Origin of the sequence: Paenibacillus sp. WLX2291 (assembly GCF_046603665.1) — a bacterium.
Taxonomy (GTDB): domain Bacteria; phylum Bacillota; class Bacilli; order Paenibacillales; family Paenibacillaceae; genus Saccharibacillus.
The window spans coordinates 4,360,845-4,385,265 of the sequence record NZ_CP176755.1 but is presented as its reverse complement, the minus strand read 5'-3'; the positions used below and the strand labels follow the sequence as shown (position 1 = coordinate 4,385,265).

At 46.1% G+C, this 24,421-nt stretch carries 20 protein-coding genes; 17 read left to right on the top strand and 3 right to left on the bottom strand.

The window, feature by feature from the left end; all coding sequences use genetic code 11:
- The first annotated feature begins 172 nt into the window (after positions 1-172).
- Both ACDE64_RS18750 and ACDE64_RS18745 read left to right on the top strand, forming a co-directional pair.
- Positions 173-388: a hypothetical protein gene (locus ACDE64_RS18750; RefSeq protein ID WP_411343602.1), complete on the top strand. Its 216-nt coding sequence runs from the start codon at positions 173-175 to the stop codon at positions 386-388.
- A gap of 92 nt (positions 389-480) precedes the next feature.
- Entirely contained in the window at positions 481-1,437 is a 957-nt protein-coding gene (locus ACDE64_RS18745) for an acetylxylan esterase (protein ID WP_411347849.1), read from the top strand.
- A 162-nt stretch (positions 1,438-1,599) separates the two neighbouring features.
- Here ACDE64_RS18745 and ACDE64_RS18740 read toward each other — a convergent pair whose 3' ends face one another.
- Positions 1,600-2,505: an EamA family transporter gene (locus tag ACDE64_RS18740; protein ID WP_411347848.1), complete on the bottom strand. Its 906-nt coding sequence runs from the start codon at positions 2,503-2,505 to the stop codon at positions 1,600-1,602.
- 108 nt (positions 2,506-2,613) lie between these two features.
- Between ACDE64_RS18740 and ACDE64_RS18735 the strand changes: the two genes are divergently transcribed.
- The 3 genes from ACDE64_RS18735 to clpB all read left to right on the top strand — a co-directional run bounded on the left by ACDE64_RS18735 (position 2,614) and on the right by clpB (position 7,874).
- Positions 2,614-3,513 carry a helix-turn-helix domain-containing protein gene (locus ACDE64_RS18735; protein ID WP_411347847.1) on the top strand — a complete coding sequence of 300 codons (900 nt, stop codon included), beginning with the start codon at positions 2,614-2,616 and terminating at the stop codon, positions 3,511-3,513.
- Positions 3,514-3,917: 404 nt separating this feature from the next.
- Positions 3,918-4,886, top strand: coding sequence for a DnaJ C-terminal domain-containing protein (locus tag ACDE64_RS18730; protein WP_411343598.1), 969 nt, complete (start codon positions 3,918-3,920; stop codon positions 4,884-4,886).
- A 348-nt stretch (positions 4,887-5,234) separates the two neighbouring features.
- Positions 5,235-7,874, top strand: coding sequence for an ATP-dependent chaperone ClpB (gene clpB, locus ACDE64_RS18725; RefSeq protein ID WP_411347846.1), 2,640 nt, complete (start codon positions 5,235-5,237; stop codon positions 7,872-7,874).
- Positions 7,875-8,076: 202 nt separating this feature from the next.
- On the opposite strand, the gene ACDE64_RS18720 is transcribed toward clpB, so the two are convergent.
- Positions 8,077-10,383 (bottom strand): glycoside hydrolase family 105 protein, encoded by a 2,307-nt coding sequence (locus ACDE64_RS18720; protein ID WP_411347845.1) that lies wholly within the window; start codon positions 10,381-10,383, stop codon positions 8,077-8,079.
- A 174-nt stretch (positions 10,384-10,557) separates the two neighbouring features.
- Positions 10,558-11,436, bottom strand: coding sequence for a LysR family transcriptional regulator (locus tag ACDE64_RS18715; RefSeq protein WP_411347844.1), 879 nt, complete (start codon positions 11,434-11,436; stop codon positions 10,558-10,560).
- Positions 11,437-11,543: 107 nt separating this feature from the next.
- Between ACDE64_RS18715 and ACDE64_RS18710 the strand changes: the two genes are divergently transcribed.
- The 12 genes from ACDE64_RS18710 to ACDE64_RS18655 all read left to right on the top strand — a co-directional run bounded on the left by ACDE64_RS18710 (position 11,544) and on the right by ACDE64_RS18655 (position 24,370).
- Positions 11,544-12,713: a DMT family transporter gene (locus tag ACDE64_RS18710; protein WP_411347843.1), complete on the top strand. Its 1,170-nt coding sequence runs from the start codon at positions 11,544-11,546 to the stop codon at positions 12,711-12,713.
- A gap of 643 nt (positions 12,714-13,356) precedes the next feature.
- Entirely contained in the window at positions 13,357-13,824 is a 468-nt protein-coding gene (locus ACDE64_RS18705) for a prepilin peptidase (RefSeq protein ID WP_411347842.1), read from the top strand.
- Complete coding sequence (locus tag ACDE64_RS18700) at positions 13,817-14,686, top strand: Flp pilus assembly protein CpaB (RefSeq protein ID WP_411347841.1); 870 nt, start codon at positions 13,817-13,819, stop codon at positions 14,684-14,686. The genes ACDE64_RS18705 and ACDE64_RS18700 overlap by 8 nt, the downstream gene beginning before the upstream one ends.
- Before the next feature lie 48 nt (positions 14,687-14,734).
- A complete protein-coding gene (locus ACDE64_RS18695; RefSeq protein ID WP_411347840.1) occupies positions 14,735-15,952 on the top strand; it encodes a CpaE family protein in 1,218 nt (405 codons plus the stop codon).
- A complete protein-coding gene (locus ACDE64_RS18690) occupies positions 15,918-17,264 on the top strand; it encodes a CpaF family protein (protein ID WP_411347839.1) in 1,347 nt (448 codons plus the stop codon). Before ACDE64_RS18695 ends, ACDE64_RS18690 begins: the two co-directional genes overlap by 35 nt.
- Positions 17,254-18,195 (top strand): type II secretion system F family protein, encoded by a 942-nt coding sequence (locus ACDE64_RS18685; protein WP_411347838.1) that lies wholly within the window; start codon positions 17,254-17,256, stop codon positions 18,193-18,195. The genes ACDE64_RS18690 and ACDE64_RS18685 overlap by 11 nt, the downstream gene beginning before the upstream one ends.
- Positions 18,196-18,202: 7 nt before the next feature.
- Entirely contained in the window at positions 18,203-19,126 is a 924-nt protein-coding gene (locus ACDE64_RS18680; protein ID WP_411347837.1) for a type II secretion system F family protein, read from the top strand.
- A gap of 41 nt (positions 19,127-19,167) precedes the next feature.
- The gene (locus ACDE64_RS18675) at positions 19,168-19,395 is read left to right on the top strand and encodes a hypothetical protein (RefSeq protein WP_411347836.1); all 228 of its coding nucleotides are present in this window, start codon (positions 19,168-19,170) and stop codon (positions 19,393-19,395) included.
- 4 nt (positions 19,396-19,399) lie between these two features.
- On the top strand, positions 19,400-19,840 hold the full coding sequence (locus tag ACDE64_RS18670) for a TadE/TadG family type IV pilus assembly protein (protein ID WP_411347834.1): 441 nt from the start codon (positions 19,400-19,402) through the stop codon (positions 19,838-19,840).
- Between the two features lie 175 nt (positions 19,841-20,015).
- Positions 20,016-21,677 (top strand): hypothetical protein, encoded by a 1,662-nt coding sequence (locus ACDE64_RS18665; protein WP_411347833.1) that lies wholly within the window; start codon positions 20,016-20,018, stop codon positions 21,675-21,677.
- Between the two features lie 354 nt (positions 21,678-22,031).
- Positions 22,032-23,516 (top strand): S-layer homology domain-containing protein, encoded by a 1,485-nt coding sequence (locus tag ACDE64_RS18660; RefSeq protein WP_411347832.1) that lies wholly within the window; start codon positions 22,032-22,034, stop codon positions 23,514-23,516.
- A 131-nt stretch (positions 23,517-23,647) separates the two neighbouring features.
- Positions 23,648-24,370: a pilus assembly protein TadG-related protein gene (locus tag ACDE64_RS18655; protein WP_411347831.1), complete on the top strand. Its 723-nt coding sequence runs from the start codon at positions 23,648-23,650 to the stop codon at positions 24,368-24,370.
- The last annotated feature ends 51 nt before the right edge of the window (positions 24,371-24,421 follow it).

The window sequence follows — 24,421 nt, the reverse complement described above, 5'->3', positions numbered from 1 at the left end:
TCCAATGTGTATACGCAATATCGGGTTCATTGGATGCGGGTTGCAGCAATGTTACTTAGACGGCAATGCTGGCTTGTCATCCTACACGTTTATTGATAGCATGAGGATATTGAGCCTTCGCTCCGGCATGCTGCGGCGGTGCAGGCTTATTCTGGAGTAAAGAGGGAGAAGCATGAACTGGATCAAATCCAATGTTAGACTGTCCGATTTTATCGGCTGGTATGTTATTATGGCAATTTTGTTGGTCGTACTGGAGTTTCGTAACAACCCGGGTACGGTTAGTGTCGGTAGTGTCGTGCTTACGCTTATCGTGGCGCTTATTCCGGCGGCGATTTTTAGCTTTTGTTTCCGTATGATTACCGGCTGGATCGTGAAGCTGAACAAATAAGTGATAAGGCTGGCATACAGAGCAGTCGCATAATGAAGTAGATGACGTACTTGCCGATCCATTTTAATTGATGATAAAGGAGTCCTGACCTGATGATAAGCCATGCGATTGCACGCAGAATACGCGATCTAGAGCAATATTCGCCGATGTTGACTGCACCGGCAGATCTGGATGAATTCTGGAGTCGGACGCTGGATACGTTTCGTGACAAGCCGCTAAACGATCATGTGGAAGAACAACCTACACCGATGAGAACGGTACAGGCATTCAAAGTGACGTATGAAGGATTTGACGATACTCCGTTGTCGGGCTGGTTTGTTCGTCCGGCTGGGCAGGAGCAGGAAGCGTTACCATGTATTGTGATGTACCACGGATATACCGGCAGTAAAGGATACCCGGAGGAGTATGCCCAGTGGGCGGCGATGGGCTATGCTGTATTTGCTGTTGATGTACGCGGACAGGGCGGGGAGACAGGCAATCGTCTGCCGTCAGAATTTGGTATGAGCACGGGCTGGCTGACGCAGGGCATTCTGGATAAGGAGCAATTTTATTATCTGGCGATTACGATCGATGCACTGAAGGCAGTAGAATGGGCAGCGGCGCGTCACGATGTAGATGCTTCGCGGATTGCAGTCTACGGCGCGAGCCAGGGCGGTGGATTGTCACTGATTACGGCGGCGCTTAGCGATATTCCGGCGGTTGCTGTCGCTAATATTCCGAATATGTGCCATATGGATTTTGGGATTTTGAATTCAGAAAGTTCGCTCAAAGAAGCGGCGCAATTTGTAAGCCGTTACCCGGAGCATCTTGGTCAGGTGCTGCAAACGCTTAGCTATTTTGATATGCTCAATCTGGGTGACCGGGTGAAGATTCCGCTGCTTGTCTCCTGCGGTCTAAAGGATATGGTCTGTTTGCCTGAAACAATCTTCGCGGCGTATAACCGTATTCGCGCACCGAAGGACATTGCGGTCTATCCATTTGACGGGCATTATGTCGGACCGCATCATACACGGCGGACGATGGAGTTTTTGCAGCAGCATTTTGGATAATGTATGGAGCGTATTGTTCATCGCATGACATTTCCTATACCATGATATGATCATAGAATGATGATGTAATACACACACATACACGTATGCACATATAGTAAAAGAACCGCGCAATGGATCAACGATTGCGCGGTTCTTTTACTATATTTTATGTCATTGGATCTATGTCGATTGCCGATTCAGCGTCAGCAGCAAAATCAATCCGATGATGCACGCAGTACCAAGCCATTGAAACCACCCAAAAGGCGTATGTAGCCAGAAGACGGTTGTGATCACCGCTGCCAGTGGTTCCAGACTACCAAGCAGACTGACTTCGCGTGCGGACAAGTATTGCAGACTTTTGACATAAAACCAGAAGGCGATCATCGTACCGAAGATGATAATAAACGCCATATAGAGCCAGATCGTAGGTGCCATATAGGCAAAGTCCGCTCGCCACGGTGGATGAAGGATACTCAAGCCGCAGCCTCCGATGATCATCGCCCAGCCGACAATGGTCAGCGAATCATGTTCCCGCACGAGCGCAGCGGCATACAATGTATAAAATGCAGCCGCCGCGCCGGACAGCACACCCCAGATGATCGCAGGGATCGGTACCGTCAAGCCTGCCAGCGAACCGTTCGTCAGCAGCAAAAAGCAACCCAGTAGCGCCAGCGTTACCATCATCAGATCACGAGATGAGAGCACCATTTGCCGACGTAGCAGCAAATACATAATGATCATCACAGGTGACAAATATTGCAGCAGCGTCGCGACCGCGGCGTTGCCATGCTGAATGGATGCCATATATGTATATTGCACTGCCAGCATGCCTGCCAGACCGAACAGAATTAACCGCCCAGCCGTCGATTTCTGTTGCCAAACGGAGGTGACGGCAGAGCGACCGCCAAGTATAGCTTGCAGTGTCAGCAGCAGAATGCCTGCTGCCAGCAAGCGCGTGCTAACCAGCCAATTCACATCGACCGCAAATTGTTCGAATAGCTTTTTGGCAACTGTACCGCCGATTCCCCAGCAGGTTGCTCCAATGATCACCAGCAATAATCCTTTACTTCTGGATGACAGAATCATAATCATTTCTCCTTCTAAACTACAATGATATGATTAGGATAAGGAAAGAAGCCGTTCAAGAATACCGATATATCATCCAAAAATAACACTAGATTGAGGTGGAGGCATATGTGTGCTAATAGCTTTGCTATCGATAACGGCAGTCGCCGCGAATTGACGCTGCACCGGACAACGACACTGCCGCTTGCCTGTTATGAAACTCATATTCGTCAGCATGCTCAGGGCTATATTCCGCTGCACTGGCATGATGAATTGCAATTTGTGCTGATTACGCATGGGGAAGCATTATTTCAGGTGCAGGATCAACAGGTGCATGTACGCGAAGGAGAAGGATTGTTTATCAATAGCGGGTGTCTGCATATGGCAGAAGCGGTACGTGGATATGAATGCACATATATTTGTCTGAATGTGGCGCCCCATTTTGTAACCACGCAGGAATTGTACATCAGCTGCGTGCAGCCGTATATTCAAGCGACGAATGTACCGTATATGCTCATTGATCCGCAGCAGACATGGGGACATTGTATTAAGCAAGCGATACGTAGGATTCGGCAATGTTTGCAGGAGCGCCCTGCCTTGTTTGAAATGGAGCTGGCAGTACAGCTGACGTCCATCTGGAAAAGCTTGATCAGTCATGGTTTCCAGCCTGAATATAGCCCAGCAGAAATGATCAAAAGTCAGCGTATCAAGCAGATGCTGCACTGGATTCATCAGCATTATGCCGATCGGATAACGTTAGACGAGATCGCGAGCGTCGGATCACTGAGCCGTTCGGAATGCTGTCGTTACTTCCGCCGTTTCTTAAAAACGACACCGCTGAATTACGTTGCCGATTATCGAATTCAGCAAAGTCTTATACTGCTACAGAGCGAGAGCAGTGTCACCGAAGCGGCATATCAGGTAGGCTTCAACAGTACGAGCTATTTTATCGAGCGATTCCGCAATGTGATGCAGATGACACCGCTAGCTTACAAAAAGAGCAAACGTTGGCATGCTCCGAGCAATTAGTAGTAGCATAATATTTCATGAAAAACAGGGATACGATGCAGGTATAGGTGATATCATATCTTCGATCTGCGATCATGATGGAATAGGAAGGAATTTTGCTTTTGATCCTAGTTGCAGCGGGGCTATGTCATACAATTGAAAGTCAATAAAGATCAAATATCACATGTTTAGATCACTAGTAAATTGGCTTAAAAATAGGTAGACTAGTGGATGATACGCTTCCCTTTTCGACTAGATCAGAGATACATTCCAATCACAAACCAGTATCGCTGGTGACTGTATATGCCACTGCTTGATCAAGTAGTTGCACCAAAGTGTGTTGTCGATAGATACGACAAAAATGCACCTTTTCACCATGTCTTACGTTATACCTGTATGTTTATGTTGTGGAAAGGAGGGAGAAGATGTCCCGTAGTTACTACGATATTCTCGGCGTATCATCTACCGCCTCCAAGCAGGAGGTCAAAAAAGCCTACCAGAAACTCGCCAAGCAGTGGCATCCTGACGTGAACAAGGATGAACAAGCAGAATCCAAATTCAAAGAAATCACCGAAGCATACGAGACCATCGGTAATGAGAAGAGTCGTCAAACATATGATGAGCAGCTTCAATATGAATCGGCGCGCCGAGCATATGAAGCAGGCGCGGGTCAATCAGCTGGGCAGCGTTCATCCGGTAGCAGCAATAGCGGAGCCGGTGCAAGGCGCGAACAACAGACCGGAGCTGGACGTGGGTTTGTGGATGAGGATTTATTTGATATGTTTTTCGGTGAGCGGATGAATGGCTATGACATATTCGGCGAGGCGGCAAACGGATTGGGCAGTGATTACTGGAATAGCGGATCGCAGCAGCGTACGACGCGTGCCACGATGGATATTACGCTAGAACAGGCATACCGTGGCGATCAACTGCCGGTACAACTAGGAAGCTCCAATATCCATGTCAAAATTCCCGAACGTATCCAGAATGACCGTACGATCCGTATTCGTGGAACAGGCGCGAACGGGATCAGTATAGATACCGAGCTGCTGATCACACTGCATATTCTCCCACATGGTACCTTTCAACTGGATGGCAGTCATTTGCTGGCAACGTTGCAGATTGCTCCATGGGAAGCGGTATTCGGATCGGAAGCTCAGGTGCAGTTGCCTGATACATCTCGTGTGCGGGTGAAGGTACCAGCTGGTATCCAGTCCGGGCGCAAGCTACGGATTCCCGGCAAAGGGCTAAAAGACGATGATAGCGGATACGGCGATCTGATGCTCAGCGTGGAAATTGTCGTTCCGACTGATCTGAGTGTACGCGAACGCGAGCTGTACGAGGAATTGTCCCGCACGAGCCGTTATCGGGCGAGGATGAAGCGTAATCTGTAGCCTGTAGGCACTCACGATGGAGACATTACGTAATCCAGAATTACATCAGACATTGCATGATCCAGATATCGCGTAATCCAGACATCGTATAACTCAGGTATCACGTAATTCACGTAATTCACACATTATCTGCTCTGAATTGCTAGACGGGTAGCATCCTGAACGAAAGAAGCTGCCTTTTACTATACGATAGCTGTACAACAATTGGGCTATCTCCAAATACCTTCCCTGCTGTATGTGTGAATCGGACATGTTGCCGAATGTACCATACAGCATTTTGCCGATTTCTCATAAAGATAGAACTTCTATAAATCAATAATAACTACCCTATAGAAAGGACGAAAATATATGGATTACAACAAATTGACCAACAAGCTACAACAGGCGGTAGCAACGGCGCAATCGCTGGCAACGAGTATGGGACATCAGGAGATCAGTACCGCCCATCTGCTCAAAGCCTTGCTGGAGCAGAAGGAAGGCTTACTGCCTCGATTGCTGCACAAGCTGAATGTTTCGCCGCATGTGATCCGTCAGCAAAATGATGAACAGCTGCGCCGCAAAGCAAGCATTAGCGGTTCGACAGCCGTTAGTCGCTATGCGTCGGCAGGGCTGTTGGCTGTCTTGAATCGGGCAGAACAGGAAGCAGCAGAGATGAAGGACGAATATGTGGCGGTGGAGCACGCATTGCTGGCACTGCTGGATGTGGACGATAGCGGCAATCGGGATGTACGCACACTGCTGCGTCAGCATGGGTTGAAGCGCGACACCGTATTGACCGCATTATCAGACATTCGCGGGCATCAGCGTATTACAAGCAAGGACCCGGAAGCAACATATGAAGTATTGGAGAAATATGGACGTGATCTGGTCGCCGATGTGCGTGCTGGCAAAGTCGATCCGGTGATCGGTCGCGATGACGAGATTCGCCGCGTCATCCGTATCCTATCACGCAAAACGAAAAACAACCCCGTGCTCATCGGTGAACCGGGCGTTGGTAAGACAGCCATTGTGGAAGGATTGGCGCATCGTATCGTACGCAAAGATGTACCGGAAGGCTTGAAGGATAAAATGATCTTTTCGCTTGATATGAGCGCATTGGTAGCAGGTGCCAAGTATCGCGGTGAGTTTGAAGAACGGTTGCAAGCGGTATTGCGTGAGATCAAGCAGAGCAACGGGCAGATCATTCTTTTTATCGATGAGCTGCATACAATTGTCGGCGCAGGTAAAACAGAAGGTGCGATGGATGCGGGCAATATGCTGAAGCCGATGCTGGCGCGTGGTGAGCTGCATTGTATCGGTGCGACGACACTGGACGAATATCGCACGTATATCGAAAAGGACGCTGCGCTGGAGCGTCGCTTCCAGCAGGTACTTGTGAGCGAGCCGAATGTGGAAGATACAATCTCTATTTTGCGCGGCTTGAAGGAACGATTTGAAGTGCATCATGGCGTGAAAATTCACGATAACGCAATTGTGGCAGCAGGTGTGCTGTCGGATCGATACATTTCGGACCGTTTTCTGCCAGACAAAGCGATTGATCTGATCGACGAAGCCTGCGCAATGATTCGGACCGAGATTGATTCGATGCCGTCCGAGATGGACGAAGTTACCCGCCGCATCATGAAGATGGAGATTGAAGAAGCCGCTTTGAAAAAAGAAACCGATGAGCTGAGCTTGTCCCGTCTGGAGCATTTGCAGCGTGAACTGGCGAATCTCAAGGAGAAACAGCTGGAGATGAAGGCACGCTGGGACAAGGAAAAAGAAGTGATCGACGATATTAACAATATCAAAAAGCAACTGGAACAAGCGCGTCTGGATCTGGAAAAAGCACAGGAAGAATATGACCTCAACAAGTCCGCCGAGCTAAGTTATGGTATCATCCCCGATCTGGAGCGTCGGCTGAAGCAGGCAGAAGAAGCGGCACAGAGCGATCAGGATGGACGGCTACTGCGCGAAGCCGTGACTGAGGAGGAAATTGCGGATATCGTGTCCCGCTGGACGGGTGTTCCGGTCAGTCGTCTGGTGGAAGGTGAGCGTGAGAAGCTGTTACGTCTGGAAGAAGTGCTGCATGAGCGGGTTGTCGGTCAGGAGGAGGCAGTGCAGCTTGTTGCCGATGCAGTGATCCGTTCACGCGCCGGAATCAAAGACCCGAATCGACCGATCGGTTCCTTTCTGTTTCTCGGTCCTACGGGTGTCGGCAAGACCGAACTTGCCAAAGCGATTGCCGCTTCCCTGTTTGACCGTGAGGAGAATATGATCCGTATCGATATGTCCGAGTATATGGAGAAGCACAGTGTGTCCCGTCTGGTTGGTGCGCCTCCGGGCTATGTCGGGTATGAAGAAGGCGGTCAGTTGACTGAAGCGGTACGTCGTCAGCCGTATTCTGTTATTTTGCTAGATGAAGTGGAGAAGGCGCATCCTGACGTATTCCATCTGCTGCTGCAATTGCTGGATGACGGTCGGTTGACCGATTCGCAAGGGCGGAATGTCGATTTTAAAAATACGATTGTTATCATGACCTCCAATATCGGTTCTGTTCACCTGCTGAATGCGATGGAACGTGATGGCGATATTCAGGAATCGGTACGACAAACCGTATTGCGTGAACTGAACAGTCATTTTCGACCGGAGTTTCTGAATCGGGTAGACGATATCGTCATCTTCAAACCGCTGAATCGCAGTGAGATCCGTCAAATTGTGCTCAAGCTGGCAGAGGGACTACGTCAACGTCTGCATGATCGGCAGATTAACCTACAGATTAGCGATGACGCGGCAAGCCTGATTGCTGAGGAAGGCTTCGATCCTGCATATGGTGCACGTCCGTTGAAACGATTCATTCAGCGTGCACTGGAAACGAAGGTCGCTCGTGCGTTGATTGCCGGGGAAGCTTTGCCCGGTTGCACGGTAAATGTGACGGTGCAGGAGGGGGAGCTGACCGTCCAGATTGTTGCCCCATCCTCGGCTCATCCGGTAGGCACCTCATTGTAAGTTTATAGCGAGTTGGGGACTCGTTCTCATTTCGCAATTCGCTTCTTGATGTACGTTCTTCGATATATAGATTGGTAACTAGTTTGAGATTCATGTCTTAAATAATACGATAGGCAATAAGAATTGGAGTACGACAAACAGCCGGATACGAACGGGAAAGCTCTCTCGTTATATCCGGCTATTGCTATAGAAACGCATCATCCTATGACAAGATGCCATCCGATACGCCAATCGTTTGTCCCAGATGCTGCTTCATCCGCGCCACTTCCGTTCCGGCGAGCATCATAATACCAATCCCGTGATTGTCGTTCGTCACTGTGCGCAGATCACGGTCGTAATATTCCGGGGTAAAAGCATACCGCGAGCCGCTGCATACGCCATGCACATTGCCCTGACGGTCGATCGCATGACGAGTTAGACCATTCCATGCTTTTTGTGCAGCAGCTGTATAGATACCCGGATCATGCAGCCAGCCAAACCGAACGCCACGCGCGAACCCGTATGCGAACATCGCTGTACAGGATGCTTCTTCATACGTATCCGGCTCATTCAGCACCTGATGCCACAGCCCGCTATCTGCCTGCAAGGCGACATATCCGGCACATAGATCGTTGAAAAAGGCGATCAATTCCCCGCGCTGTGCATGGTTCTTCGGTAACGCTTCCAATACTTCGGATAATGAGAATAGTGTCCAGCCGTTCCCACGTCCCCACGGCACCTGCGTCGCCTGATTGTATTTGAAATCATACACATGCGACATAATTTGCTGCTCTGGCATATACAGGTATTTGCGGAATAGTAGGAACTGGCGCGCTGCTTCATCCAGTGCTTCCGTGCGACCAGTCAATCTGGCATACCGAACGAGAAATGGCGTGCTCATATACAGATCGTCCGCCCACATCGTATTGGCGGCATACTCACCGATACATTTGCGATAAAAGGCACCGTCTGGCTGCCGCTCCAGCCGGGTTAATATAAAGTCAGCAATCCGCTCGGCAATTGGCAGGAAGGTCGGTTCTTCGCAAGCACCATACGCTTGCAGCATCGCCGAGCCGAAGGAGCCGCAATTGTCCAGCATTTTCAGCATGACTAGCTGCTGATTAATCGCTGGAAAGCCGTATTGTTCCCGATCCCAGAGCGAATAATCGTACATCCGTGTACATGACTGCACATGCTCGGCAGCATAACGCACAATATCCGGGCGATTCAGATAATCTCCTGCCTGAAGCAGCCCGTAAATGGTTACGCCGAGTGGATAATCCCAGCGTCCGTAATTGGTCACTTGCCCGACTGTCCATTTGTTGCTGAGCATGGCATTTTCGTAATACGGTCGAATCCATGTCCCCGGACGATCCAACCGCCAATACGTATGCTGGGCAATGGAATTGCCGCCACCGTCATATAGCCGATCCATCCGGTTCATCCATTCCGGTGCCGGCTCTGCGCCGCTGGCAAAAGGTCCAGCGTATAGCCAATTCTCATGCCCCGTTCCACGAATCCGCCATGGTAATTCCGGTTGCACGTTTTGCTCTTTGTTATGCGCTTGTACCGTGAATTGCCACGGTGTGTCCGCATCGCTACATGTGCTGCATACTAGCAAGTCGTTAAAGCCAAAGTGAACAGGAACAGTCACATCGAAGCTTCCCGCTTGCTCTAACCGTACCACTTCCTGCTGTTGTAGCCAGATGTGCAGTGAACCGCTTGCCTGACCATGCAGACGAATAGAATGACTTTGCGGATCGGTATGATTGATGCGCGTCCACGCATACACACTTTGATGTACACTACGTCCGTACATGCGCTCCAGGGGTGGCAGTACTTGCTCCTGCTCATTCCATGCCTGTCGTGGCAGCCATTGTAGACCGTTATCCTGCTCATGACCGAACACATCCAATGACTCTGGTACAAGAATTGTCGCATCGGCAGATGACGAATGTGAGTTTACTGTTGTTTGCCGTTCTGGTGTAAATGGTACAGAATACGCCCAGCCAGCCTGTCCCGCGCGTTCTGCAAAAGGCGCTACCACGTTTAGAATCCGCACCTTGCCTTCGTCTGAGCCAAACTGACAGCCGAATCCGGCAGGCGTATATTTCATTTCCAATACCAGCGTATTCCAGCCCGGCTTGATGTCGATAGACACTTTCACCGTAGAATCAGGCTCTAGCTCATCCATGACGTTGGAACGGTAATGCAGCGCTCCGTTAAAGAAAAAGCGCACAGGTCCATAACAGCGCAGCAGCACATCCAGATTGCGCTCCTCATCACCCCACACAAGTCCAGCGGCGTAGACAAGCTGCCCCTTGATGACTTCTGGAAATCGCTCACCAAGATTCAGATCGTACAAGCCGGAAGACGTTTGCAATATACCTTCCCGTTGAAAGGCGCGATACACAAAGTCCGCCTGCGCATTCGCACCAATATATCGTTCCGCCAGCACCTTCAGCACCTGCGATTGATCCTCTCCAAAACGGTAATACATACTCTGCGGTTCATCAAAATACGTGGTCATGCGGCATATACATCCCCTTCACGGATAAATGACAGACAAAGCACATCATAGAGCATCTTTTGCCAAACTGTTGTTCAACTGTTGTATATACTATCTTCAGTATAAACGACATAACATATAGATGCCATGCATTTTTGTTAACGCTTACAAAAATAAAAAGAATCCGAACCAGCATCATACCGGTTCGGTTACAAATAGCTCCTGTGCAGTTTTAATAAATAATCGTGTTGCCAGTGAAGCTTGCTCCAACGAAGGCACTGCAATGCCGATCTGGCGCTGAATGACGGGATATACCGGCTTGACTGCCAGCTCGTGTGGGAACATCGACAGCGCCAGATCAGATACGATGCCAATCCCTAATCCTTGTCGCACCATATTGACTAGCGTGCTGACATTGTGCGTAGTGAAGCGGATCGCAAGCTGACTTTTCTCCTGATCAAAGGCTTCCAGAATTGCCACCTCATGCCCACCTTTGCACAGAATCATATCCTGTCCATGTAGATGTCGGATCGTGATCTGCGACTGCTTTTGTAGTGGATGCCCGTCCGGTAATAACAGCACCATCCGGTCAGAGTGAAGCGGAATGGCATCAACTAGCGGATCCGGCAGCAAAATAATGCCCGCATCCAGACGGCGACTATGCACCCATTCCTTCACTTCGTTGGTGGAACCTTCGTGCAGATCAAAGATCAGCTTCGGATAATTTTGCTGAATGTTATGAATAATCGGGGGTAGAAAATACGCTGAAGCCGACGGAAATGCACCGACAGTGATCGTACCGACTTCCAAGCCTTTTTCCGCAGCTACCTGCTGTTCAACCCGGTTCATACTTTGCAAAATCGACCGAAATTCGCGCACAACACGCTGACCGACATCCGTGAGCAATACACCTTTTTTCCGGTCACGCAGCAGTAATTGTACATCTAGCTCGTTCTCAATACTGGCGATTGCATGACTGACAGCGGGCTGAGTCATATGCAACTCCTGTGCAGCTTGCGTAAAATTCAACGTTTCAGCAACTCGTACGAAAATCATAATCTGTGTAATAGTCATAACAAAATAGTTATCTCCTTTATGAAAAAGATTCATTTTATTTATCATATCAAAGAAGTTAACATAAGCATATAAACAAATGAACATATAGATAGGAGAGAAACGGTATGAAGCAACATTCCACACATGCAGTCAGCCATCCGGCTTCTTCCGGGCATGGTGAACCAGTACATTCTATACAACATCAGGCTAGCAGTGATATCGCAACTGACTTGTCATCGCAAGACCAATACAAGCACCAGTTTATTGATGAGAACGGAAGATCGTCCAAACGTGAGGAATCCCGTCTATCTGGTAACGAACATAAAGGGTTATCACGTAAAACGACATTGCTGCTCGTTCTGTTCCTTGTGAGCATATGGGGCATCAACTGGCCACTGACCAAAATGGTGCTGCCAGATGTACCGCCGCTGCTATTTTCCGGTTTGCGTACGATGATTGGCGGCATCTTGTTGCTGGTACTGGCATTGCGCAATCGCTCGACATTACAATGGAAACGCAATTGGCATATCTATGCGGTGCTGGGGATTTTTAATATTATCGGATACTACGGTTTGCAAACCATCGGCATCGGTTATCTGCCTGCTGGATTGTTCTCAACCATCGTGTTCTTACAACCTGTGCTGCTAGGATTGTTCTCTTGGATGTGGCTAGGCGAACGGATGTATATGTTAAAAGCAATCGGTCTGCTGTGCGGCTTCGCTGGTGTAGCAGTAATCAGCTCTGGCGGTCTGGAAGGTGAATTGTCGCCATTCGGTATCATCATGGCGATTGCTTCCGCATTGAGTTGGGCGATTGCTTCCGCATTGAGTTGGGCGATTGGTACCATTTATATGAAGAAACAGAGTAACCGCATTGATTCTTTGTGGGCGCTCACGATGCAATTGTTGATAGGCGGCGTTGTGCTGCTGGCGCTGGGAACGGGTACGGAGAGCTGGCAAGAGATTCACTGGACGGCGCAGTTTACGAGTATTCTGCTGTTCATCTCGGTATTCGTGATTGCAGGTGGCTGGTTGGTCTACTTCAAGCTGCTCAACAGTGGCGAAGCGAGTACAGTTGGATCGTATACGTTCGCGATTCCGGTGCTGTCGAATGTATTTAGTATATTCCTGCTGGGCGAGATGGTGACGATGACACTGTTCGCTGGGCTACTGCTGATTGCTGCCGGGATTGGCTTGGTGAATCGCAAGCCGCGGGTACAAGTTGAGCTAGAGGATCTGCATCAGCAGGGAACGTCGGATGTACTCAGTATGCGGTCGGAGTGCAAGCAGGGTTGATTGGTTGTGAAAGTATAGTAGATTGTATCAAGCAACTTATATATGAAAACGGTAAATCAATTCTCCATCAAAGTTTCAATAAAGAAAGCTATCTGCTGCGTTTACTACGAGCATATAGCCTTTTTTATTTGCAAATGGTAATAGAACGATGTAGGAAAACGATAGTGAGTTTCGGTATAGCCGCATACTTTATATCAACAATAGAGGAATACATTTACATATCTGTGTAATAAAATAGCGTCTATTGTCTTACATTTCATCAGTTTTATAAGTATATACATACATATGGAATAAAAGAGAATCAGTTACCTTTTATTGAGAAAAGTACAAAAACGTAGAAATATAATTCATTTTACCTAGGTTCATAGAACCTTTCTAATTTCAAACCTTAGACTTAACAAAATAGAAATATATCTATATTTTTGTCGAAATTAACCTGCTGAACCCAAAAGAAACAGACTTGTAACCTTTTATTGGTAAAAAAAGCAGAAAAATCGCGTTAGGAAGAGAAGTGAGTAACTATATTTTCCTTATACTGGGAAGATGGCTCTATTTACCTGATGTAACAATTCGGACACAATGGAACATGTAAAACTTATTCAGGAATCAGGAATGTCAGTTTTTAACTTGATAGGAGAAGCAGATGGATTACGCCGCTCAACTTATTTTTTTGATTTTGCTAATCATATGTATCGTCACGGATTGTAGAAGACGTATCATTCCAGACATTATTACATTACCCGGAATGTTGATGTTTATGTTATTGCACTGGATACGAGGTGATCTGGTATGGTGGGAACCTATTGTTGGAGTGATCGGTCTCGGAGGCATTTCCTTGTTCCTAGCGATTATAAGTAAAGGTAAACTTGGCGGCGGAGATATTAAGTTATTTGCCATGATTGGAGCATATCTTGGCTGGTCAGTAGGAATCTGGGCATTTTTGTTCACGTTTCCGCTTGCAGCATTGTTGGCGTGGCCATTGCTGATTGTAAGAAAAGTAGCACCGAACAAGCTAAACGTTCCATCAGAATTACCTTTAGCACCATTTATAGGAATGAGCACAATTTTACTTATAGCATTATTACAGAAGGTGGCCGAAGCTCATGTTTGAATCTAAAAAACGCGCATTTGTATTTATGCTACTAGCGATTGTACTTGGGGCAGTAGCTGTCATTTTATTCTCCACCTATATGCGAGAAACGAAAGCTAGTCTAGGTGAATTCGTTACTGTTCAAGTAGCAGCTGAGGATATTCCAGCGGGAACAGTCATTGATGCATCCCTGCTGACAGATCAAGAGATTCCACGCAAATATGTGATGGATTCGCTGATTACGACTCAGCAACAACTGGCTAACAAAATATCGGTCGTCCCGATTACGAAAGGTTCAGTTATTACAACTTCCGTATTGCGCAATAACACCTTTGTCAAAGGCGATTATCGTCAAGTGATGATGAGAGCACCAATGGCTGTATTCGACGAACAGATTGATGCTTATGATAAGGTCGATATTTTATACTCCTACGATTCTCAGCAGACAGGAGACAAAGGGCAAGGCGGAGATAAACGAATCACCAAAATTTTGCTAAAAGATGTCACAGTCAATAGTGTACAAAAAACAGGTAGTGATATTACCGCCATCGGTGTACTCGTCAAACTTAGCGATTCCAAATCCGTCATCTGGGCATTGAATTATGCCAAAGAAGTACGTTTGCTGAAAAGTGGCAGCAGCAAGGATGTTGGTGAGGAGAGTAGCAATTCATCAACTGATACTTCATCAAGTCAAAGCGATGAAGCTAGTCAGAAACCGAATTCAACTCAATCGACCAATAACAAAAAAGAGACTTCTACAACCAACAACAAATCTAATGCAACTACGAACACCAAATCCGAATCGAAACAAGAACATACGAATACATCTGGTCAATCTGCTACAGAGAAGCAGCAAGCAGCCAAAGAGCAAAGTTCGCAATAACAAGACATTCAATAGAACAACATACTTACCACCGGAGGGGGTTCTCATTTGTCTACTGTAAAAGTTTCCATCATCTCAAGCAATGAGCGCCTGACCCAGCAGCTCATTCAAAATATTCATTTTTACAATATGCAGCCCGGCGAAGTAATTGAGAAGCCGCGCGAAGCGTATATGCAGATTGATCCCAAAGAACCGCGAATTATACTATTTGCCGAGCCAGAAGAACAGATTGAATTAACACCTATCGTGATGCAATTGAAAAAAGTAAATGCAAGTGCGCCAATCATTTTCCTTAGTCGGAGTGGAGATTTTGAGCGGATTCGTGAAATGTATCGCGCTGGCGTTGCAGATGTTATTCGGATTCCGGATGAACTGGAACAACTAGAATCCATGCTGGAAAAGGCTTCACAGATTGCTTTACGCGGCAGTGATCATCGTCCATTACTACAACACGGCAGAAGCGGCGGTAAAATCATTTCGGTCTATAGCAGTAAAGGCGGTGCGGGAACGACAACAGTCAGTGTGAATACAGCGCAGGCGATGGCTTTGCAGAACAAAGATGCCCGGATTTTGTTAATCGATCTGAATTTGCAATTTGGTGGGATTCAGCATTATCTGGATATCGAATATGAACGCAATCTAGGCGATCTAAAATCCGTTTTGCATGAATTGACGTTCAGTCAACTGAGCAGTGTATTGTACAAGCTGGAATCGTCCAATCTTCATCTGCTCATGTCTCCTGCCCATCCACAGGAAGCGGAGAATTTTACAGGCGAAGATATTGAATTGCTATTTAGCGTCTGTCGGCAAAATTTTGACTATATCATTCTTGATCTGCCGCGAGAGTTGAATGAAGTGTCTATCAGTGCGATTAGCCAGACCGATCAACTGGTGTATGTATTAAATCTGGATCGATCCTCGATTCTCAGCTTGAAAAGTATCTTGAATATTCTGGATCGATACCATTTGATCGATACTAGTCAGATCGCCCTGATTATTAACAAATACAGTCGTCGCTCTGATGTCACCCGAGAAGATGTAGAGAAAATTATCAATTTGCCGGTTGTTGGTTCTATAACCGAAGATTTGAAAGGCAAATTGCAAACAAGTGCCAATCTGGGCGTGCCTCTCATTATGGAACGTCAGGAGAAACTAAAAAGTCTAAAGGGACTGGTCAAAGAATTTATTCAATTGCAGGCTGCATTGAGTGGACAGGAAGGAGGAGAGCGTCATGTCGATCTTCCGAGAGTTGAGCAGCAGGCTTGATGAACAGACAATCGAAGAACAGAAGCCGCTAGATTATATTGATTATCTGTTCAATCATTACAAACATCGTTTGCTAAAAGAAACCAATCTGGATCAACTGATCAAGCTGCCTAATTACCAGAAACGCCGTGCGATTGAGAAGCTGATTACCGAGATGATGGATCAAGAAAAAGTAATCATTACCCAGATGGACAAAACTCGATTACTAGATATGATACTGGATGATTCTGTTGGCTTTGGACCGTTGGAGCCATTGCTACAAGATGATGATATTACGGAGATTATGGTGAACGGACCAGATGAAATCTATATTGAACGCAAAGGTCAGATTACGCTCTCTGAGATCAGCTTCAAAAATGACGATCATATCCGCAATATCATTGATCGTATTGTCGCCCCAATCGGTCGACGTATTGATGAAAGTTCACCGCTTGTAGATGGTCGTTTGGAAGATGGCAGTCGTGTGAATGCTGCTATTCCACCGATCGCGCTGCATGGACCAGTGATCACGATTCGTAAATTTAAAAAAGACCCGTATACGATCAATCATCTGATGTCCTTCAAGACCCTCACTCCCAAAATGTCGCAATTCATCGAAGCGATGGTCGGTGCCAAAATGAATGTTATTATTTCCGGCGGTACAGGCAGCGGTAAAACGACATTGCTGAACGTCGTATCAGCTTCCATTCCTATTGGAGAACGTGTTATTACGATTGAGGACATGGCAGAGCTTCGCTTGAATCGTAAAAATGTCGTTTCGCTGGAAGCGCGTCCCGCGAATATGGAAGGTGCTGGTGAGATCACCATTCGGCAACTGGTCAAAAATGCTTTGCGGATGCGACCCGATCGCATTATCGTCGGTGAGGTTCGTGGCGGCGAAGCGATGGATATGCTGCAAGCGATGAATACCGGTCATGAAGGATCATTAACGACAATCCATGCCAACAGTCCACAGGATGCGATGTCTCGTTTGGAAGCGATGATCTTGATGAACAATTCCTCCATGACCGCCGAAGTAGTACGACCGTTCATCTCATCTGCGATCCAACTCGTTGTTCAAACGCTGCGTTTATCGGATGGTACACGCAAAGTTGTCTCTATCGCCGAAGCGATTAGTGAGAATGGAAGCATTCAGCTCAAGGATATTTTCCGCTTTCGGCGTATTGCAACTGAAGCTAGTGGACGGATACGAGGCAGCTTTGTCACAACCGGTTATGTTCCACGTTGTGCAGACAAGCTAACTACATTCGGCTATGACCTTGGCACAGCGTTTTTCGAACCTGCCGAAGAGGAGATTCGGTATGACAGTTGAAACTTGGTTTTTGATACTACTATTTTTGACTGTTGTTGTGATTACATTTGCGGTACTTGAATTGTCTGCTGTACGCAGAAAAAGTAAACTGCTCAACAAACGTCTTGCAGAACTGCATACAGAAGAAGTGAAAAGTCGAAAAAATATGTATCTTCGTTGGGCTGGTAGATTCAACCGATCCGATTACGGCAAGGATTGGGAGCAGAAGCTAGCAGGAGCCGATCTGAGCATTACCGGTTTTAACTATGTACTTATGCAATGTGTGTTGCTGTTTGTGATCACCTACTTGCTGAATGCGTTACTCGGAATGAGATTTCCGATGGATATGATCGTTGCTTATTTTGTAGTTACGATTGGATCTTCACAGTGGCTTAAATCCAGACGGCGCAAATTTGCGGCTCAGATTGATCGTCAATTGCCGGAGGTGTGCCGAATGTTAGGAAGTTCTATACGTGCCGGAATGAGCATTCAGCAAGCGATTGGTATGGTGGCAGAGGAGTTGAAGGCACCTGCGGGCCCTCTCTTTCAGAGCATGGCAAGAGAATTGAAGCTTGGTAATACCATCGATACCGTATTAAGTGATATGACTGATACATTCAGTAGCCGCGATATTCGTCTGTTAACCCAGACGATTACCATTCAGCGCCAAGCAGGTGGGAATCTCGCCAAAGCGATGGATCAGCTGGCAAGAACATTGGAAGAGCGCGAAAGAATGAATAAGGAATTGAACAACCAGACAGCCGAGTCCCGTTACATTGCATTGACTCTGGCGCTGATGCCCGTATTTCTAGTTGTGGCATTTAACATTGTTTTCAAAGGATTCATTACACCGCTGTTTACAGTTCCGGGTTTCATTCTGCTGGTCGTTGTAGTGATTCTGATGCTGATTGGTTTTATGGCTATTCGCAAAGTAACCAATATAAAGGCGTGAATGCATAATGATATGGATCAATACTTTTTTATATACCGCCTTATTATCTTGGGGCGCTGCTGTATTTTTCTACTGGCGTTACCAGTTGAATCGCCTGAAGATGCGTCAAAAGCTAGGTATGATTCAGGATAAAAAAGAACGCATCAAGTTTAGCGAACGTTTCAAAAAAAGAATATTTTCATGGTCGGAGAAATTGATTCCATTAGGATTGCGCTTTCGATTATTTACCAACCCGATCAAAATGGAACGGCAGATTGAACTTGCCGGACATCCTGGTGGATTACGCCTTGATTCCTTTTATGGTTTTCGCTTTTTATGTGTATTTACAGGTTTATTGCTAGGCACCTTGCTCGTCTGGTCGGGATTTGGAAATGGAGTGGTACTGATCTTGTTTATCATGGTCGGGCTGATTTTCCCTTCTTTGTGGCTTCGAGCTGCTGCCAGAGAACGACAAGAACGACTCGGTCTGGACTTGCCCGACTTTATGGATGCGATGAGTGTATCGCTTCAAGCAGGTGTGCCGATGGACCCGGCGATGAAGCAGATTGTGTCCAAAATGGATGGACCGCTGCAAGAAGAACTGGTTCGTTTTCAACAGGAGCTAGATATTGGTGTTCCGCGTGATGATGCGTATGTGAGATTGATGAATCGCAATCAGAGTCGTGAACTGGAAACGCTGGTCAATTCGCTTGTACAAGGGAGCCGATTGGGTGTACCGATCTCACAGACATTTCAATTGTTGTCCACAGATATGAGAGAAACGCGAATTGGCATGATGAAAGAGAAAGCAGCCAAAGCAGGGCCGAAAGTAACGCTCATTACAAGCTTTCTAATTTTACCGGCGGTATTGTTATGTATTGTCGGGTTGCTTGTACTGAACTTTATTTATAATCCGGAAGGCATCGGAATCTCATGGGATGCATTGCAATAAGGAAGGTATGATAATCAGTGCTTGAGAGGAGGTGAATAACAATGTTGAACAAAATGTGCTCGTATCTGTATGCCAAAGCATCGACAATCGGTCAATATACCAAAAATGAAAAAGGTGCACAAGCGATTGAGTATGTAGGTGTAGCAGCAGTAGTTGTTGTTCTGATTATTGCGTTGATGAGTCTGTTCGGTAAAGAAAGCGGTGGTATTGCCTCTTCTTTGACAGATAAAATCAAAGAAGCAATCGACAAAATTAAAATTGGTGGCTAATCCAATGAAATCTAATAAACATATTCAGCATATGGTACAGGTAGTCCGTCAACATCTTCAAAACGAACGGGGCGCACAGGCGATTGAATTCGTCGGTGTGCTGCCGTTGTTCTTTTTAATGGTTGTGATCGTATTTCAGTTTGCGTCTGCTGCGATTACTGCCGTGACGGTCAAACAGGCGGTGATGGAGGGAGCAAGGGCAGCGATGGTAGAGCAGTCTGGCGAATCCGGTTATCAGACGGCTATTCGCAACTTTGCTGGAAATTACAAAATTGCCGATATGAGCAAGTCAGAATATTCATCTGGTGGCAATACGTATGTTACGGTCAAAGTCACATTAGAATCTCCGATGTTGTCGAGTAATCTGTTCGATACGTCAGGGTTGTCCATTCCCATTTCTTCTAGCGCGACTGTACGTAAAGAAGATCTGGATGATGCACAGTAAGCCAACGATTGTCTTTTATTAAAACTCATACACATAACAGCCATCACATACGAATGAAAGCAATCACATACGTACAAGAAGTAGCAACGTGATATTGCATACACTATAAGTAGGCGGGAAGGAAGTGGTTCATATCCGACGCTTAATATCTACATTCGGAGGAGCACTGCTTGCAGTGCTATTCGTTTTTATGTTGATCCTGCCGGTCATCGTTAACGCTGCTCCATCTGAATCGCCCATCCAGTCACATCTAAGTGAAGTGGAAGTGGAGGATCGGAATAAGACACCCGAGAAGACAACAACCGATGTAGCTGTTCCACCGCCGGGGGTTCAAACTCCTGGTAATGAAACAGGAAACGGCAATCAGCAAGGTGGAAACTCCGATTCTTCTGGTGCCGGTAATGATGGAAGCAATCAGCAGGGCAATTCCCAAAATAGTAATTCTCAAGATGGCAATAGCAGCACCAATGTGACCCCAGCGACTCCAGTTCCAACGGATGGTGTGTCCGTTCCCGGTACTGGAACCGTGCAACCTCCGGGTGGCAATGGCACCTCTACTTCCACTATAGATCCGAATGGTGTACAAACGAATCCAACGGATACATTGGCAGTGGATACCGAAAACGGAGATCAACAAGGGAATAAACAGCAGGATAACCGCCCATGGTATGAACAGCTATGGGATAAAGCCAAAGATGTAGTTGCTCATCCAGTTGAGAGTTTAGCTAACTTTGGTAAGGGAGCTGCTGCAGGATTGATCGGTGCTGCAGCCGTAGTTATTGTAGTTGCTGCAGTTGGGGCTTTCATTCTCAGTGCGCCAATATCTATTCCTATATTGATAACTGCCTTGGTTGTTGGAGCTGTAGTAGGCGGTATCTACGGATTAGTAGCGGGCGATAATTTTAGTTTTGTTGCTGGCATTGGTTATGGCGCGCTGGCTGCGATATCTGTAATAGGCATTGCTCAATCAGGTATCATTGCAGCTTTCCGCGGAGGTGTAACTTTATTTCGTAATCAGGGATTAAAGGCATTGGTTACACAACTGGGAAGAGGAGGACTTAATTATTTTAAAGGGTTAGCACAAGGTGCAGTAAATGGATTTCGAGGTTTGATTACTTCTCCAATTCAAACGATAAAATCCGCTGTGTTTAGTGCAAGATTTTATCAAGCATTTTCTGTAAACTTTGCTGTGAGTGGAGCTAGTAAACTAATTTTGGATAAACAATATCCTAGCATACAGGATATGGGAATGATGGTGCTTGAGAGCGTAGCCGGAGCTCTGATTTTTGATAAAGTTGCGGATGTAATCAAGGCGCCCGCAGTATCAAAATTTGGGCAGTCTATCGCTGGCTTTTTTGGTGGTATGGTTGAATCAATATCTATGACATCAATAAAAGCTGCTATTAATAAAAAAGATGACAAAAGTCTTGAACAACAAGCGGCTGGAGAGTTTTTCAAATCCATGTTTGTAGCTCCTCTCTTTGGAAATATAATGAGAGGAATAAGGGATAAGAACGATATCTCGACTAGTTTTTCAGATTTATCTGATCGTGGGATTAATGTCTCTTCCTCTGACATTGGACAGAAAAGTATTACTAATCGGCAACTTAATTTATTGTGGAACCGAAGTGGCAATGAGCAGACTGTAGAAAGATGGGCACAAAATGGTCCTTCACTTACACAAAGGCAGTATGATGATTTACTTGGAAACCAAGAGCGTCTCGATTTTCATGATCGCTATTTAAAGCCAGGGGAGAAATTTACAGGTGAGGTTACGAATAAGATCTCAGATTGGATAGACAGCCAACAGGCAGAAACAAACAAGGCTAAGAAATGAGGTGATATAATGATTAGTTTTTTAAACGAGAAATTTGATAAAAAAGTACAGCTTCTTTGTTTGCAAATTAGTACTGCAATTTTTATATTAGGGTGTTTTGTTATTAGCTATTTAAACAGAAACCTTCAAATAATTGATTTTAAAACTAGTGTTATTCTTTCATGTATATGCATTGCTCCTTTCATTACAACTGCTATACTGCGATATATTGTTTCTGACGCAAAAGAACGAAGGGTTACAAGGATGCAGCTCTATTTTGCAATAGTTGTATTCGGAACAATCTCTTATTGGCGTTATGGAAGATAATTGAAGACATAATTTATTAACTAAACGACATAGCAGGATGTGAATCCAATGAACAAAACTTTACTCTTACTTCTTATGATAGTTGTAGTACTAGCTGGCTGTAGCAAGAATGCTGCGCAACAGCCAGCTAGTACTGCTGCTCCAACGACGCAGCAAGATACCACCAACAATGAAGACACAACCAATACAATAGTTGATCCTTTGGCGCAGCCGGTTCTCGTGCAGGTTGTTGTCAGTGGTGGAGAAGCAGCAGCGCAATCGTCTGACACTGCTGTTCCAGCAGATATTGCACAAATACCGGAGAAAGAACAGATTACGAAACTACTGGCATCAGGTGCCGTTCCATTAGATAGCGGTGAAAATTTCAATCCAGATGAGCCGATCACGCGCTCTCAATTCATCCATTGGATGTATGGTTATGACAACAAAAATATCAAGCCCAAAGATGCAAAGACGCCAAGTTTTAGCGATGTGGATGCTACCAATCCTGACTATAAGTTGATAGAAGGATTACAGAATGCCGGTGTGATTACAGGTTTTCCAGATGGCACAATGAAATTAGAGAAAGAACTGACCCGTCAGGAACTCACGTTACTGTGGGGATGGTATCAACGCGAACGAAGTATCACTAATCCTATCGTTGATAAGTCAATCATGGAGTTTGTATTAAACAAGTATAAAGATGGGAATACAATTGGCGATACGTATGTATTCGCAGTTTCCCACTATGCAAAAGACGAGCAACACTCACTTGAACAAGTGTTCGATGTGAAAGATACATTAGAACCTCAACAACCGGTCACCCGCGCACAGGCTGCACATTGGATTGTAGATAAAACTGTAATCAATGATCAGCAGAAAGAACAACAAGAAAAGACAGCAGAATTGGAACAGGAAGCAGAGCAACCTAGTTCTGAATCGACAGCCCAGAACACAGTGACCGTCAATGATATCGCGACCAGTTCGGTGCAATGGCAAATTGCTGCATTGTTAAGAGCAGGTATCGCGGCTACAGATGAGCAAGGCAACTTTCAACCAGATGAGAGCATTACACGGCGCGACTTTATTCGTTGGATGCATGGATATGACTACAAGGAACTGAAGGATGCCGATCAAGCACCAGCAGCATTTTCCGATGTCGATACTGCCGATCCAGACTATGCACTAGTAGAGCAAATGAGAAAAGCAGACGTTCTACCTGCTCTGGATCAAGACAATGCATTGAAGCTAGACGAACCGCTAACGCGTGAACAATTAGCCTTGTTATGGGCATGGTATCAAGATATGAACAGTGTAAAAGACCCTATTCTTGCTCTATCTACTGTGCAGGATTCGCTCTTTACTATCGGCGATGCCAAAGATATTGGTAAGCCTTATCAAAACAAAGAACCATACATTCGTGCGGTTGCTACGTTTGCTTATGGTGAACCGACCTATCGCAATGTGTTTGGGTTTACAACATTACTCAAACCGCAAGCGGACGTTTCCCGAGCAGAGGCGGCTCAATGGCTCGTCGAGTATACCGATAAGTAAGAGCACAGCATACAGCAAGCAGTGAACAAGGTTGCTATATCTTGAGCATCAAACAGCAGATTCCGAAACTGCTTCAAATTTGATTTCATAGCTTCCTTAGAATGGAATGAACAATAATGGAGAGGGTACAAATGACCAAGTGGATTGCAATCTTTCGTGAGCGAATGAACAATGAGCGTGGCGGCATGTCGATTTTGACAATCGCGACACTTGCTTTTGTCATTCTAGGCAGTGCATTTATGTTTTACTATTTTACCGTGTTCATTGAGAAGCGGCAGGCTCAAAATATTGCGGATGCGGCTTCGTTGACAGCAGTGCAAGAAGTGAAAAAGCAATATGAACTAGGATTAGAACAACGCGCAGATGAAACGATTAGCGATTATTTGGAAGATCTACAAAAGCGGCAGGAAGCTCCCGATGATGGAGAAGGTCTAACACTGGAAGAGATGATCAAGGACGATATCCAGACTCCAGAACTGGAAGAGATGTTAATTGGTGAACAATTCGATGCCCAGCGCGATTGGCCTCTAGTTGTAAAAGAACCTCATTTTGCTGAGGATTTTACAGCTAGCAAGAATGGCGATTTATTATATGAGCGCATGGTGCAATACTCCAATCAGATTTCCGCAGCTGCGAGTCTGGCGATCCAGACAAATGGTGGTAACACCTCCGAAGGTAGTCTCACGTTTCCGGTGGAGCGCGAACCCAAATTCAAGCTAACAGCTGCACGAACACTGAATCTACAAAATATCGGTATCGAAGAAGATATTATGGCGGCGTCTGCTGCGGGCATCGGTTCAAAGGATATTCCGATTGATGTAAGTAGCAAAACACCCATTGTCATTCGCTGGTGATAATTGAACAGTTTCAACGTGTGATCTTATGGAATGTTACGATCTTGCTGC

Bases quoted from the DNA above. Each gene is read 5' to 3' on its own strand.
- ACDE64_RS18750 (WP_411343602.1), top strand. From the start codon at position 173: ATGAACTGGATCAAATCCAATGTTAGACTGTCCGATTTTATCGGCTGG.
- ACDE64_RS18745 (WP_411347849.1), top strand. From the start codon at position 481: ATGATAAGCCATGCGATTGCACGCAGAATACGCGATCTAGAGCAATAT.
- ACDE64_RS18740 (WP_411347848.1), bottom strand. From the start codon at position 2,505: ATGATTCTGTCATCCAGAAGTAAAGGATTATTGCTGGTGATCATTGGA.
- ACDE64_RS18735 (WP_411347847.1), top strand. From the start codon at position 2,614: ATGTGTGCTAATAGCTTTGCTATCGATAACGGCAGTCGCCGCGAATTG.
- ACDE64_RS18730 (WP_411343598.1), top strand. From the start codon at position 3,918: ATGTCCCGTAGTTACTACGATATTCTCGGCGTATCATCTACCGCCTCC.
- clpB (WP_411347846.1), top strand. From the start codon at position 5,235: ATGGATTACAACAAATTGACCAACAAGCTACAACAGGCGGTAGCAACG.
- ACDE64_RS18720 (WP_411347845.1), bottom strand. From the start codon at position 10,383: ATGACCACGTATTTTGATGAACCGCAGAGTATGTATTACCGTTTTGGA.
- ACDE64_RS18715 (WP_411347844.1), bottom strand. From the start codon at position 11,436: ATGACTATTACACAGATTATGATTTTCGTACGAGTTGCTGAAACGTTG.
- ACDE64_RS18710 (WP_411347843.1), top strand. From the start codon at position 11,544: ATGAAGCAACATTCCACACATGCAGTCAGCCATCCGGCTTCTTCCGGG.
- ACDE64_RS18705 (WP_411347842.1), top strand. From the start codon at position 13,357: ATGGATTACGCCGCTCAACTTATTTTTTTGATTTTGCTAATCATATGT.
- ACDE64_RS18700 (WP_411347841.1), top strand. From the start codon at position 13,817: ATGTTTGAATCTAAAAAACGCGCATTTGTATTTATGCTACTAGCGATT.
- ACDE64_RS18690 (WP_411347839.1), top strand. From the start codon at position 15,918: ATGTCGATCTTCCGAGAGTTGAGCAGCAGGCTTGATGAACAGACAATC.
- ACDE64_RS18685 (WP_411347838.1), top strand. From the start codon at position 17,254: ATGACAGTTGAAACTTGGTTTTTGATACTACTATTTTTGACTGTTGTT.
- ACDE64_RS18680 (WP_411347837.1), top strand. From the start codon at position 18,203: ATGATATGGATCAATACTTTTTTATATACCGCCTTATTATCTTGGGGC.
- ACDE64_RS18675 (WP_411347836.1), top strand. From the start codon at position 19,168: ATGTTGAACAAAATGTGCTCGTATCTGTATGCCAAAGCATCGACAATC.
- ACDE64_RS18670 (WP_411347834.1), top strand. From the start codon at position 19,400: ATGAAATCTAATAAACATATTCAGCATATGGTACAGGTAGTCCGTCAA.
- ACDE64_RS18660 (WP_411347832.1), top strand. From the start codon at position 22,032: ATGAACAAAACTTTACTCTTACTTCTTATGATAGTTGTAGTACTAGCT.
- ACDE64_RS18655 (WP_411347831.1), top strand. From the start codon at position 23,648: ATGACCAAGTGGATTGCAATCTTTCGTGAGCGAATGAACAATGAGCGT.